This window comes from Olivibacter sp. LS-1 (assembly GCF_008245145.1).
Classification (GTDB): Bacteria; Bacteroidota; Bacteroidia; order Sphingobacteriales; family Sphingobacteriaceae; genus Olivibacter; species Olivibacter oleidegradans.
In genome coordinates, this window is record NZ_CP041643.1 from 75,272 (window position 1) to 89,197 (window position 13,926).

A 13,926-nucleotide genomic window follows, 5' to 3' on the forward strand; every position below is an offset into this window, starting at 1 on the left:
ATATTCGGTCTAATTTATTCACATTTGTAGTGCTTATACTACCTGGATATTTCATACTTTCGTATAGTTAGGGTTTGGTTATTATATCCTTCAATCATAATACGAGTGCCTTAACTTTTACCGGGAGTGTTGGCCCACTCCCGGTATTCGTTTGACGTTTTTACTAACTATTAGGTTGGTTTTGATTTCAAGTTCATTTCAACTAGGATTTGCTATAATTTGGAGCTTTCGTCCGTTCACATTAAAATTCAATCCGCTTACTTCTTTCAGCATTTCGAGTACTTCGCTTAACCTCTCTTTTCGACTGATACTGCCACCAATATGGATATCGGGAAGTTTTCCTTTGTATGATAGTTCGAGATCATACCAGCGAGCAACTTCCTCTAAAATAGGTTTGATGGCATCTTCATTGAATAAAAAGTGTCCTTCTTTCCACGCAAGAGCTTTTTCAATATCAGCAGTTCCTATGTTAAGATCATTACCATCAGCGACGGCACATTGCCCCGGTTTTAGATCATATAGGCTGCTGCCGTAATGAACTTTTACCGCGCCACTAACGAGGGTTGTCATGCTTTCCTTTTCATAGGATCGTGCGTTAAAGCTTGTCCCTAAAACAGTAATTTTTGTATCATTCATTGTGACTTTAAAAGGGCGCTTTTTGTCCCTTGCCACTTCAAAATAGGCCTCACCTTCCAAGGTAACTAGCCTTTCATTATTAGCAAAACTGACCGGAAAAACAAGTTTTGATGCGGCATTAAGCCAAACCTTTGTTCCGTCAGGTAAGGTAAGACGGTAGTTACCCCCGGGAGGAACAAAAAGTGTATTATAGATTAACCGGGCCGCGCTTGCCTTTTCTCCTCGATAGATCAGTTCTTCTTTAGTTCCCTGCATATTCGTCCCATCATGTTCATTAAGCGCCACCGATTTGCTACCAAGGTGAATGGCACTACCGTCGGAAAGCACTAATTTCGCCTTACTTTCACCAGGTAACACATCATTCGCATAGCGATGGGAACTGTCAGGAATTACCTTATTGTCTCGGTGATTAAAGTGCTTGAGCGTAAAGGTTAAGAATAAAGCGATGCCCGCAGCGATACTTATCCAAAAGGAATTTATTCGGCGCCTGGATCCCTTATTTGCTTTTTCTTTAAAGCGATTCCAAGCCTTTTCGGTATCCCTTTCTTTTAAAGTCTTTATACGACTTGCTATCGTTGGTGTGTCCTTATACATTTCCAACAGATCTTGCAGGTTTTTGTCTCGCTCCAGTAAATCTAAAAATTGAGACTCCTCCTGCTCAGAAAGTGTACCTTGAATGTACCCGGCTATCAATCGAGCCTTTTCCAGTGGGTCGTCGTACATACCTCTTCGTTATATACTGCTAAAGCACCTTCGGATAAAAAAAGTATGGAAGAAAATGAAAAAAATTATGAAGAAAATACAGGTTGCTCAGGAAAAGCAACTGCCTAATGAAATCAAAGGTTTATTTTATACATCCCACTTGGACGCACCCAAGTGGGGCAAGGTGCTTCGGCTTGTCTATTCCGTTGCAACCCGTGGTCAAGATGCCCATCCGTGAATCGGAGCCACCCTCTTACACAATGGCATGTCCTTCGTTCGTCGATTCACTGATTACCGTCTGCTTCGCATAATAATGGTGAAGGGGCATCTTTGACTGCCGGTTGCTGCCTCCACAGACTAGGCCATTGACGTCCTTCGGAACGGCTATGCGTCTGGGTGATGGCGCAGGGTAAAACGGCCTTCCAGGGTGAGCGTAAAGAAAATTCGGTTAGCAGGGCGGGCTAAAGTGCTATGCGAAAAAGCGAAGGGAAGGAATTGTGAATAGGGGCGGCTCCGCAGAACAGAGGGATAGGAACCGAATTTTTAGCGAGAACTGGACAGCCTTGATGTTTGCCTCACTTTGCATCGAAGGTAAAGTGAGATGAAATTAAAGAGAATAAAAATATGACTAAAATAATCCTTCTTTTAATCTAAGCGCTATTACGAAGTATATGCGATTGAATACTCGTGGTACTGCAAGCTTATTTTAACAAGGTGACAAGAAGCACCGTAAAAAGCTCGGGCTTCAATTGCTCTTTGAGTAGATGAAGGGCTCGCTGTTTTTGACTTTTTACAGTATGGATACTTATACCTAAAAGCTCAGCAATTTGCGGGTTCTTTAGTCCTTCCAAGTATCCCATCCTGCATATCATGGCACAGCCTCCCGGAAGCTTATCTAAGGCGGCCATTAATTCCCCGAGAACTTCTGCATGAATTAAAAAGTTATCGATCTGAAAATCTTCTAATAATTGGTCCGGATGCTGTTTTTGATATTTTTCGACCACCTTATGGTGTCTAAATCGATTGAACGCATCATGTTTAATGGTTGTATACAAATATGATTTAATGGCATGTTCGCTCCAAAGCGTACCATTTGTCTGTTCACAGAAGACAACGAAAGCGTCCTGCACCAAATCTTCCGCTTCCTCCTCATTGCCCGAAAGCTTATACGCGAATTCAAACAAACGCAGATAATACTTTTTGAATAAGTCTTCAACTGACAAACGATTCGGTTGGTCCATGTAATTGGGTTCATTCATCATAAAGCACCTATGTATTAGATAATCAATATCTAGTAAATACCCTGCTTAGTATTGGTTAATATAATTGAACTAGCGATTCTTATCAGAAAGATTGATTGTATCGATCAAGTGTAGAAACTTTTTAGATGAAATGCAAATCCTTTGCAAACGCAACCGATTGCGTGTTTTGATATCAGCTGTCGGTCGGTACCGACCAAGCTGTAGGTATAAGGTTTAGGTATTAGCTTTCAGCTATCGGATCGGATGTCGGCTTTCGACTGTAACTATGGACAATAAGCGTTGAACTCATGACAAGGCACTCATTACTCCTCACTCAATGCGCATATACTCTATTACTTCTCATCGTCCCAATAACTTAATTTCAAATAGTTTATCCCAGTTTTTGCCTGTTACGTAGAGATGTTTACCCTGCTGATCATAAGCGATCCCATTGAGTACATTGGTATCTTCGGTCACATCTTTCTGAGGCAACAAGCCAATAAGATTAATCTCAGCCTCCACTTGTCCTGAATGTGGATCGATTACCACGACGACATCAGAGTAATAAACGTTGGCATAGATTTTTCCATCAATGTACTCCAATTCGTTCAACTTATCAACAGGACCTTTGTGGTTATATACTTCGATAAAGCCTTCCTCTTTAAAATTATCTTTATTTAGGAAATAAAGACGGTTGCTACCATCTGATTTGATCAGACGCTGTCCGTCAAAGCATAATCCCCAACCCTCTTTGCTTGCTTGGTAAGGAAATTCTCCCACCTTTTCGAAAGAGTTTCTATCATACACAAATCCAACGCCTTCTTCCCAGGTTAACTGAACAATTTTATCACCGACAAAGGTCATTCCTTCTCCAAAATATTTGGAGGGGAGATCGATTTTCTTTACAACCTTACCGGTTTTTAACTCCACTTTCCGCAGGGTTGATTGTCCGCGCTGTCCAGTGCTTTCATACAGAAAGCCATCATGATATTCTAGACCCTGCGTATAAGCGTGAGCATCGTGCGGATACGTATTAACCACCGTAAAACTGTATTGTTCAGGAAGTTTGGATGCTACAACAACAATATTCGTACTAGCGCTTTCTGACTGCCCTGCCTTAAAGACATTAGCAGTGATAAGCTGACTTCCCATACCCAAACTATCTGTCTTTAACCAAACGGCGCCACTGTCTTTTACCGTTACATAAGGCTTATCATTTAATGAATAAGCAATTGAATCAAAAGAAAGGTCTGCCGGTAAACTGAGTTGCAGAGAAACACTGTCGCCTTTGTTGATCAAAGATCCTGGTTCAACAGCGCTAAAGCTCAACGATTTATTGGATGAATTATTCGATTTTTCTCGATCACAAGCCGCCACACTACATAAGGCAGTCAATGCCAGAAGCAAAAATTTGTTCATACACAAATATAGAAGATGTAGTGTATATGACATAATTTATTCCTATGATACAAACTTAGAGAATAGTAATATTTTAGGTATAGTTAATTGTTGAGTAGTTGAGACGTTAAGTAGTGATGAGTGTTGCCTGCCTGCCGGTAGGCAGGAATCATGAGTGATGAATCTCTTTTCTACTTATCCTGATACCTACGTCTTGATACCTGATACTTACCTGCCTGCCGGCAGGCAGGTGTCCTGATACTAAACCTGTCCTCACAAAAGTACGTCATAACCAGACACCAATAACTAATAACTAATAACAACTAACCAATAACTAATAACAAATAACGAATAACAAATAACCAATAACCAATAACTAAGAATACCTAGGCCAAAAGGCGTCTTTGATATGTCGGATATTATATTTTTTATCTTTATTTGCAAAAATAGAAACGATATCGAAACGGATCTCACCCGCATAGTGATGTTGACGAATATAAATGGTTGCCGCTTGTGATAGCTTACGTTGTTTTTGCCAATTAACGGCTTCGTAAGGAAGTCCAAAACCGCTACTAGACCGGGTTTTTACTTCAACAAAGACCAATTGAGTCCCATCTTTCATGATCAAGTCGACCTCTAGATGCTTATAGCGCCAATTCTGCTTCACCAAATAATAGCCCTGATGCAATAAATACTGCAGTGCGGCCCGTTCTCCATCCGAACCGGTTATCTGATGCGTAGCCATTCATTGAATTATTTAACAATCACAGTTCCCAAGTAACCTGTCAACTCCTTTTCCATCATCTTTAGCTTTTGATATTTGTCGATAAGGATTTCCAAATTCGCTTCATTATGCTCTATTTTCAAGGCCTCTCTAACTTCCTGCATATTTTGTTCTACCTTCCGTTTCTTTATACGATAAAGCGCTCCCAATACTGCATTTTTTAAATTATCTGTTTCTTGAGATACATAAATCTTTCGTTTCTCATCGTTCCAATTAGGGCTTAGGCTATACGGCGATGAAAGCAGGGAAATAGCCAAATCTGCAATTTCGCGATCTGCATGACTAATAAAATAGCGTTCGTCCGGTAATTCCTCGCGTTCAATAAATTCCAAGTAAATGGTTATGATCTTTTGACACAAAGGATCTGCAAACTCAATGTCTTGCAAACCTGCAAATAACACGAAGGCAATGGGGTAGTCCTGTTCCCATTTCGCGGGTATTTGTCCATAATTAATGAGCAAGCGGATAATCTCACGCTCCTGTAAAGCGATAGATTGCGATAGTGCGGGCTGCAGTTCCTCCTGCGAGCGTGTTTCCGCCATATCCCGCGGGTCCATAAACAGGTCAGGAGGTGGCTCATCTCCACCAAAGGGAGCGTTTGCAGCAGCAGATGAATCCGAAGACTTTTGATTTTTCTTGATTGCTTGCAGCTTTTGTTTGTTTAATTCTGCGATCAACAAACGTTCTTCAATATCCAACAATCGGCTACATTCTCGTATAAATACAGAAGCCTTAATATCATCGGGAATAAGCGCGATACTGTCTACCACATCATGAATAACACCCGCACGTTTTACGGGGTCATTCCCGGCATCTTTGAGTAGAATGTCGGTCTTGTAAAAAATAAAATCCTTACTGTTTTCCGCTATATATTGTTTGAATTGCATTGCGCCATGTTTCATGGCAAAAGAATCCGGATCGTCTCCGTCGGGAAAAAGGAGCACTTTAACGTTCATCCCTTCTTCTAACAACATATCCATTCCCCTTAACGATGCTTTGATACCCGCAGCATCGCCATCGTATAAAATGGTTACATTTCGCGTAAATCTTGAAATCAGTCGGATTTGACCAGTGGTCAATGAAGTTCCTGAGGAGGCAACCACGTTTTCGACGCCCGCCTGGTGCATGGAAATCACATCCGCATAACCTTCCACGAGAAAACAATTATCCTGGTCCGTTATTGCCTTCTTGGCAAAGTATAAACCGTAAAGAACATCGGATTTATGATAAATTAAGCTCTCAGGTGAGTTAACATATTTCGGCGTCTTCTTATCTGTTTTGAGCGTTCTTCCTCCAAAACCCAAGACACGTCCTGTCAGGTTATGTATAGGAAACATCACCCGCCCTCGGAACCGATCATAACGTTTCCCGTCATCTCTACGAATTATCAAGCCTGTTTCGTCCAAGAATTCTTCGCTGAAGCCACCCTTTACGGCTTCTTCATATAAAGCTGCCCATGCTTCGGGGGAATAACCCAGTTCGAACTTTTTAATGATATCATCCCGATAACCCCGTTCGCGAAAATAACTCAGACCGATAGCCTGACCGTCCTCTGTATCCCAGAGGCTTTCACGGAAAAATTTAGCCGCCCAATTGGTAATGATCAATAGGCTTTCGCGCTTGTCGCTTGCCGCCGCCTGCTCCGGAGATAGTTCAACCTCCTCAACTTCTATATTATATTTCTGCGCCAAGTAGCGTAACGCTTCCGGGTAGGAATATTTCTCAAGCTCCATAACAAAGCGTACTGAATCCCCTCCAGCGCCACAACCAAAACACTTATAAATACCCTTGCTTACAGAAACATGAAAAGAAGGTGTCTTTTCATTATGGAATGGGCAAACACCAATTAAGCTCGTTCCCCGTTTCTTTAAGTCCACAAAGTCACCCACCACTTCTTCGATACGAGCGGCATCCAAAATTTTCCCGATTGTTTCCTGCTTAATCATTCTTGGTAAAGATAGTAATTTTCGTTATTGGTTAGTGGTTGTTGGTTGCTAGTTATTAGTTGTTGGTTGCTAGTTATTAGTTGCGAGTGCAGAATTTGGTAGCAAGACACCTGCCTGCCGGCAGGCAGGTAGGTATCAGGATAAGTAACAAGCCCGAAGGGCTCATTGATACCTTAAAAAACTAACAAAGCATCAATAACCCCGAAGGGCTCATTGACACCTTAAAAAAACTAACAAAGCATCAATAACCCCGAAGGGCTCATTGATACCTTAAAAAAACTAACAAAGCATCAATAACCCCGAAGGGCTCATTGATACCTTAAAAAAACTAACAAAGCATCAATAACCCCGAAGGGCTCATTGATACCTTAAAGAACTAACAAAGCATCAATAATTCAAAAGCCTACCGGAGGGATGGCCTGCCTCATGGAGGGACAGTAAAAAAGCCTATTCGCATATCACTTGTTTCCGCTTTCGCTACTGCTACTCCTCATTCATCACTCCTCACTCATCACTCCTCACTCATCACTACTTAATACCTAGCTTTTCATTCTTTACTTCTGGTCCATTGGCAAATTTGATTCCGAAGGCATCGTTCCCGGAAGTTCGCTCGAAAATTTGCAATCCGAAATATGGTACTGCTGCTATTAAATGATCAAAAATATCAGCCATTATATATTCATATTCGGCCCACTTGGTTGTATTGGTAAAAGCATATAACTCCAAAGGCAAGCCATTTTCAGTTGGCGCCAATTGCCTAACCATCAACGTCATGCCCTTATGAAGCCCTGGATGATTATTCAGATACCAATCAATATATTTTCTGTAAAGTCCGAAGTTCGTAAAGTTTCGCCCATTCAATGCAACGGTCCTGTCTGCTCCTATTTTTTCGTTGTGCTTTTTAATCACTTCTCCGCGCTCGTCAATATAATCACGAATTCCTTGTATTTTTTGGAAACGAGGAAGCTCTTCGTCACCCACAAAGCGAATGCTGCCCTGTTTAATAATGATTGCCCTTTTAATGCGACGCCCACCGGATTCTTGCATTCCGCGCCAATTCTGAAATGAATCGGATATAAGGGTATAGGTAGGAATAGTGGTAATCGTTTTATCGAAATTACGCACTTTTACGGTTGTTAGGTTAATTTCTTCCACGTCGCCATCTGCGCCGTATTTAGGCATGGTGATCCAGTCGCCGATACGAACCATATCATTGGTTGTTACCTGAATGCTGGCCACAAACCCCATGATGGTATCTTTAAACATGAGTAATAGAATCGCCGAAGCAGCGCCCATAGCGGCAAAGAAAGCCGTCGGGGATTGACCGGTTATACTGGAAAAAATAGCTACGGCACCAAATAGAAAGAAAACCATCCGAATAACCTGTAGATAACTCTCCATTGGTTTAGCTGAAAATTCGGGTTTTTCTCGTAATACGTCGGCACCCGACCTTATAATGGCCATCACAATGGATATGATCATAAAAACCATGTAAACTTCCATGGCGATGTCCAAGGGATTTATTAAATGCGGGAAGTCATTAAATACAACCGGTATCGAATTTTTCACCAGGCTGAATGGTGCTATCAGTGCAAGAAAATGAGGAAAGCGGTTTTTTAACAGATAATCGAAAAACCGAAGTTGCGTACTATTGTAAATTTTAGTAAAAGCGATTTTCAGTGCTTTTCTCACAACATGTTGTACGGCATAAACTAGAAATACCAAAATTGCGAGCAGAACAAAGACATTCACATAAGTAGCCACTTCTTTGTTTATGCCGAGATCAATGAGTTTGTGATAGGTGAATTCACTAATAAAATTGGAGGATTTCTCTAAGCTGCTTTCTAAATTGTCCATTGTGGAATAGGTTTTAAATATCATCCAAACCCGTAGGCCGGATAAGTTAAAATAAAAACACGATGTTAAAGCTCGGAAAAACAGAAGATATCTGTTAGAGCCAATAGATTCATAAGCCAAAGGCCTTATTAGCAAAGATACGATTTTTCAGCTAGTTTCCTAGACGTTTGAGAGCAATATAGGCCATTAAGCCCGTACTTATGGATAATGCTTTTTCATCGACATCAAAATCAGGGGTGTGTACCGATGCCGTGATTCCTTTTTCTTCATTACGCGTACCTAAGCGATAAAAACAAGCATCCGTTACCTGCGAATAGAAAGCGAAATCTTCTCCCGCCATCCAAAGATCTAGATCCAGTACATTTTCCTGTCCAAGGTATTCAACGGCATAGCCACGAGCTTCCTTGGTTAGCGCTTCATTATTCACAAGATAGGGGTAACCGTGGCGTACTTCAAAATCACAGGATCCGCCCATGCTTTCTGCGATGCCTTCGGCCATTTTTTTCATTTTTTTATGCGCCTCTTTGCGCCATTCTTCATCAAATGTGCGAAATGTTCCCTCCAGCTTAACCTCATTCGGAATTACATTCGTAGCGCCTTCCGCATTAATTTTACCGAACGACAAGACGGTAGGCATCTTGGGGTCGGCTACACGACTTACGATCTGCTGCAAAGCCGTAATAATATGTGCGGTAATAACAATAGGGTCTATATTTTGTTGTGGTTGTGCCCCGTGGCCCCCCTTTCCTTTCACCGTTACATAGAGTTCATCAGTAGATGCCATGTACTTCCCCGCCCTAAATCCAACTTTACCTGCATCGATCAGCGGCATGACATGTTGACCGATAATAGCTTGTGGTTTGGGGTTTTCAAGCGCTCCCTCTTTTATCATAATACTTGCCCCTCCAGGAAGCTTTTCTTCTCCAGGTTGAAAGATTAACTTAACAGTTCCTGCAAATTGATTTTTCAAGGAAGCTAGTATTTTAGCTGTTCCCAATAAGGAAGAAGTATGCACATCATGACCACAAGCATGCATAACACCTATATTTTTAGATCCATAAGTTCTTCCTTCTACTTCTTTAATTGGTAAAGCATCCATATCCGCCCTTAAAGCTATCACCCCATCCCCGACTTGTTCTCCCTTAATGAGGGCAACGATTCCAGTATTCGCCATTTCTTCCCAAGCGATACCCAAAGCATCCAATTTCTCTTTGACAAATACCGAGGTATTGTATTCTTGAAAAGACAATTCCGGGTTGGCGTGAAGATGACGGCGCGTATCTACTATCTCAGAGAAAATGGTTTGAGCTAATGCTTGGATAGATTCTTTTAACATGTTAGTTTTCTATGTTAATCGTTTCGGTAAATATAAAGACAGAACTGAAATCCCGCTTAAGCTGATTCATAAGTGCTTGTGCCTGGCTCCGACTCGTAAAATCACCTACCTTCACCCGATAGTTAGGCTGCTGATAGCCGACATAGGTATTAAGATCTTTATAAATTTGCTTAAACCTTGCCTGCGCGCTGTAAGCTTCGTTACGATTGCTTCCAGAGTAAATCTGTACCCGATAACCGCGTGCCGTAACTTTTCTACCGGTCTTCAGCGGCACACCGGGTTTGCTGGATTCATCTGCTGGAGACAAAACCGTGTTACTACCCAGTAACATACGCTCTTTCTGTAGACGTTCAATTAAGATACTTTTATGTTCTTCTACTATCCCCTTCTCATCCTGAGCAATTGCCTTTCCTATAAAACAGAAAAGCAATAGACCTAGAGCGATAAAAATTTGTTTAAGGCAAGATGTTATTAACATATTCAAACGGTTATTCGTTGTTTGTTATTGTTCTTAGTAAATGAGTAAATGACAACAACTAAGAACGAACAGCTAAGAACTAAACTTGTCCTATACCGTGACAATTTTTATATTTTTTCCCACTACCACAAGGGCAAGGATCATTTCTTCCTATTTTATTATCATTTCTGACAGGTTGCGTCTTTTGCACTTCCCTGGTATCCTCCACGGGCAGACCACCTCCTGACGTTGCTGCGGCCAATTCCGGCTTAGATACTTGCATTTTGGGTTCCTGAACAGGCCGGCGTGCTTCCCGCACTTCTTGTGGCTGCTGATGCGGAATTTCTCCTTTAAACAAGAAAGCCACAATATCTTTATTCATGGTTACCAACATCTCCTTGAAAAGGTTAAAGGCTTCCATTTTATAAATAATGATAGGATCCTTTTGTTCGTAAACTGCATTTTGCACCGATTGTTTCAAATCGTCCATCTCACGCAAATGCTCTTTCCAAGCCTCATCTATTAAGGATAAAACAACCCCTTTTTCGAAGGCCTTAAATACTTCCTTTCCATTTGTTTCAACCGCTTTCTTTAGGTTAGCTGCGACCTGCAATCCACGAAGACCATCAGTAAATGGCACGACAATATTTTCAATCTGTTCACCACGTGTTGCATACACGTCTTTCAAAACCGGTAAGGTCTGATTTGCAATATGCTCCGCTTTGCGGTGGTAGAAATCGATTACCCGGCTAAATAAGGTATCTGTTAAGCCGGCAATGTTGCCACTTAAAAAAGCATCTTGATTCAACTCAGGATCAACGGAAAAAACACGGATAAATTCCAATTGAAAATCCTCATAGGTTCCCGTTTCCTTATATTCAGTAACCAAGTCTTCAACCACATCATAAATGGTATTATTCAGATCAACATCCAAACGTTCCCCAAATAGTGCATTTCTACGTTTCGCATAGATCACGGTACGCTGTGAGTTCATCACATCATCGTATTCCAGCAAACGCTTACGGATACCGAAGTTGTTCTCTTCCACTTTCTTCTGTGCTCGTTCGATCGATTTGGTGATCATCGAATGCTGAATAACCTCTCCTTCTTCAATGCCCATACGTACCATGATGTTGGAAATACGTTCGGAACCGAATAAGCGCATTAAATTGTCTTCCAAGGAAACGAAAAACTGCGAAGAACCGGGGTCACCTTGGCGACCGGCACGACCGCGCAACTGACGGTCAACGCGGCGAGATTCATGTCGTTCTGTACCAACAATAGCTAAACCACCAGCCTCTTTAACACCAGGTCCTAACTTGATGTCGGTACCACGACCCGCCATGTTCGTCGCGATGGTCACGGTACCCGCCTGCCCTGCTTCCGCCACTATGTCGGCTTCCCTTTGGTGAAGTTTAGCATTCAATACATTGTGTTTGATACCGCGTAACTTCAACATACGGCTCAACAATTCTGATATTTCCACCGAGGTCGTACCTACCAATACCGGGCGACCAGCCTCGGTTAACTTTTGGATTTCCTCAGCAACTGCATTATATTTTTCACGAGCCGTACGATAAACCAAGTCCTCCCGATCATCACGTTGTATTGGGATATTGGTTGGTATTTCTACCACATCCAACTTATAGATTTGCCACAGCTCACCCGCCTCCGTCACCGCCGTACCCGTCATACCTGCTAGCTTGTGGTACATTCTAAAATAATTCTGTAAAGTTATCGTCGCGTAGGTTTGTGTAGCATCTTCTACCTTTACATTTTCTTTCGCCTCAATTGCTTGATGTAACCCATCCGAGTAACGGCGACCTTCCATGATACGCCCCGTCTGCTCATCGACAATCTTAACCTTACCCTCATCTATGATATATTCTACATCCTTTTCAAACAAGGTATAAGCTTTTAATAGCTGGTTAACGGAGTGAATACGTTCAGATTTAATAGAAAAATCACGCATCAGTTCATCTTTCTTCTGCGCCTTTTCTTCGGCAGAGATCGCTAACTTTTCAATCTCAGCAATTTCAGTCCCTACATCAGGCATGACAAAAAAGTGAGGATCTTCGCCTGAGCTTGTGATTAGCTCAATTCCTTTTTCTGTCAACTCTACTTGATTATTTTTCTCATCTATTACAAAGAACAATTCGGCATCCACTTTTGGCATATTTTTGCTTTGTTCCTGCAGGTAATAGTTCTCTGTTTTCGTAAGCACCTGGCGATTACTCCCTTCGCTCAGAAATTTAATGAGCGCCTTATTCTTAGGTAAGCCTCTATGTGCACGTAATAAGGCCATACCAGCACCTTCTACATCGGTATTACCACTTGAAATTCCTTTCTTCGCTTCGTTCAACACCGTATTGATATACGCTTTTTGTGCATTTACCAGACGCTCGATTCGCGGTTTCAAATCATAGAATTCATGTTCATCGCCACGGGGAATTGGGCCGGATATAATTAAAGGTGTACGTGCATCATCAATGAGTACAGAGTCAACCTCATCCACCATAGCAAAATGTAATTTACGTTGCACCAAGCCTTCCGGTGCTTGCGCCATATTATCTCGTAGATAATCGAAACCAAATTCATTGTTTGTACCGAAAACAATATCAGCGGCATAAGCGTTGCGGCGAGCCGCAGAGTTTGGCTGATGTTTGTCGATACAATCTACGCGAAGACCATGGAATTCAAATAAAGGCCCATTCCATTCGGAGTCACGTCGTGCCAAATAATCGTTCACCGTCACGATATGAACACCTTGTCCGGATAAAGCGTTTAAATAAGCGGGTAAAGTACCTACCAATGTTTTACCTTCACCCGTTGCCATTTCAGCAATTTTACCTTCGTGCAGAACAATACCACCGATTAACTGTACATCATAATGCACCATATTCCAGGTAACCTGATTCCCGGCAGCAATCCATGTGTTATGCCAAATAGCTTTATCGCCCTTGATTTCGACATTTGGCTTTTTCGCTGCCAGATCACGATCGAACTCACTAGCTGTCACTTCTAACGTCGTGTTTTCAGTAAATCGGCGTGCCGTTTCTTTCACAACAGCGAATGCCTCCGGAAGTATTTCCATTAATACTTCCTCTAATTTTTTATCGCGATCTTTAATCAGTTTATCTACTTTGTCATAAATGGCATTTTTTTCTGCCATTTCTACCTGTGGTTCCTCAGCATCTGTTTTCAACTGGTTGATTTCACCATCAATATCCGCTAAATAGTCGGAAATCCGTCGCTTAAAATCAAGCGTCTTTGCACGAAGTTCATCATGACTTAATCCCTCCAGTTTGGCAAATTCTTCCTTGATTTTATCTACTAACGGACGAATATGTTTTATATCACGATCAGATTTACTGCCAAAAATTTTACTTAAGAATCCTAACATGTTCAATAATAATCTAAAATATATGCTATTGGTGTCAACAAATGCGCCAAATCCCATGTTGCGTCATATTGACATCAATACAATTGTCAAAGTTAGTGATTTTTTGTTAATAGTAATCAGCTTTCGGAGATTGGCATTCAGCCGTTTGTTAATTGTTCGCTGTTGG

Annotated in this window: 10 protein-coding genes; 1 reads left to right on the plus strand and 9 read right to left on the minus strand. The window is 41.6% G+C overall.

Annotation, left to right across the window (positions count from 1 at the left end; translation table 11 throughout):
• Positions 1-198: 198 nt before the first annotated feature.
• A complete protein-coding gene (locus FKG96_RS00220) occupies positions 199-1,359 on the minus strand; it encodes a FecR family protein (RefSeq protein ID WP_130858123.1) in 1,161 nt (386 codons plus the stop codon).
• Positions 1,360-1,426: 67 nt separating this feature from the next.
• Between FKG96_RS00220 and FKG96_RS26645 the strand changes: the two genes are divergently transcribed.
• Complete coding sequence (locus FKG96_RS26645) at positions 1,427-1,576, plus strand: hypothetical protein (protein ID WP_165447063.1); 150 nt, start codon at positions 1,427-1,429, stop codon at positions 1,574-1,576.
• 463 nt (positions 1,577-2,039) lie between these two features.
• Here the strand turns inward: FKG96_RS26645 and FKG96_RS00225 are convergent, their stop codons facing one another.
• The 8 genes from FKG96_RS00225 to secA all read right to left on the minus strand — a co-directional run bounded on the left by FKG96_RS00225 (position 2,040) and on the right by secA (position 13,760).
• Positions 2,040-2,600, minus strand: a complete 561-nt coding sequence (locus FKG96_RS00225) for an RNA polymerase sigma-70 factor (protein WP_130858124.1) — start codon at positions 2,598-2,600, stop codon at positions 2,040-2,042.
• A 339-nt stretch (positions 2,601-2,939) separates the two neighbouring features.
• The gene (locus FKG96_RS00230; protein WP_157622175.1) at positions 2,940-3,998 is read right to left on the minus strand and encodes a glutaminyl-peptide cyclotransferase; all 1,059 of its coding nucleotides are present in this window, start codon (positions 3,996-3,998) and stop codon (positions 2,940-2,942) included.
• A gap of 355 nt (positions 3,999-4,353) precedes the next feature.
• The gene (locus tag FKG96_RS00235; protein WP_013663976.1) at positions 4,354-4,722 is read right to left on the minus strand and encodes a YraN family protein; all 369 of its coding nucleotides are present in this window, start codon (positions 4,720-4,722) and stop codon (positions 4,354-4,356) included.
• 8 nt (positions 4,723-4,730) lie between these two features.
• On the minus strand, positions 4,731-6,707 hold the full coding sequence (gene dnaG / locus FKG96_RS00240) for a DNA primase (protein WP_130858125.1): 1,977 nt from the start codon (positions 6,705-6,707) through the stop codon (positions 4,731-4,733).
• 528 nt (positions 6,708-7,235) lie between these two features.
• A complete protein-coding gene (locus FKG96_RS00245) occupies positions 7,236-8,564 on the minus strand; it encodes a mechanosensitive ion channel family protein (protein ID WP_049795130.1) in 1,329 nt (442 codons plus the stop codon).
• Positions 8,565-8,715: 151 nt separating this feature from the next.
• A complete protein-coding gene (locus tag FKG96_RS00250) occupies positions 8,716-9,900 on the minus strand; it encodes a M20 family metallopeptidase (RefSeq protein WP_130858126.1) in 1,185 nt (394 codons plus the stop codon).
• Between the two features lies 1 nt (position 9,901).
• Positions 9,902-10,378 (minus strand): SPOR domain-containing protein, encoded by a 477-nt coding sequence (locus FKG96_RS00255; protein WP_013663980.1) that lies wholly within the window; start codon positions 10,376-10,378, stop codon positions 9,902-9,904.
• 79 nt (positions 10,379-10,457) lie between these two features.
• A complete protein-coding gene (gene secA, locus FKG96_RS00260; RefSeq protein WP_130858150.1) occupies positions 10,458-13,760 on the minus strand; it encodes a preprotein translocase subunit SecA in 3,303 nt (1,100 codons plus the stop codon).
• Positions 13,761-13,926 lie beyond the last annotated feature (166 nt).

Bases quoted from the DNA above. Each gene is read 5' to 3' on its own strand.
- FKG96_RS00220 (WP_130858123.1), bottom strand. From the start codon at position 1,359: ATGTACGACGACCCACTGGAAAAGGCTCGATTGATAGCCGGGTACATT.
- FKG96_RS26645 (WP_165447063.1), top strand. From the start codon at position 1,427: ATGAAGAAAATACAGGTTGCTCAGGAAAAGCAACTGCCTAATGAAATC.
- FKG96_RS00225 (WP_130858124.1), bottom strand. From the start codon at position 2,600: ATGATGAATGAACCCAATTACATGGACCAACCGAATCGTTTGTCAGTT.
- FKG96_RS00230 (WP_157622175.1), bottom strand. From the start codon at position 3,998: ATGAACAAATTTTTGCTTCTGGCATTGACTGCCTTATGTAGTGTGGCG.
- FKG96_RS00235 (WP_013663976.1), bottom strand. From the start codon at position 4,722: ATGGCTACGCATCAGATAACCGGTTCGGATGGAGAACGGGCCGCACTG.
- dnaG (WP_130858125.1), bottom strand. From the start codon at position 6,707: ATGATTAAGCAGGAAACAATCGGGAAAATTTTGGATGCCGCTCGTATC.
- FKG96_RS00245 (WP_049795130.1), bottom strand. From the start codon at position 8,564: ATGGACAATTTAGAAAGCAGCTTAGAGAAATCCTCCAATTTTATTAGT.
- FKG96_RS00250 (WP_130858126.1), bottom strand. From the start codon at position 9,900: ATGTTAAAAGAATCTATCCAAGCATTAGCTCAAACCATTTTCTCTGAG.
- FKG96_RS00255 (WP_013663980.1), bottom strand. From the start codon at position 10,378: ATGTTAATAACATCTTGCCTTAAACAAATTTTTATCGCTCTAGGTCTA.
- secA (WP_130858150.1), bottom strand. From the start codon at position 13,760: ATGTTAGGATTCTTAAGTAAAATTTTTGGCAGTAAATCTGATCGTGAT.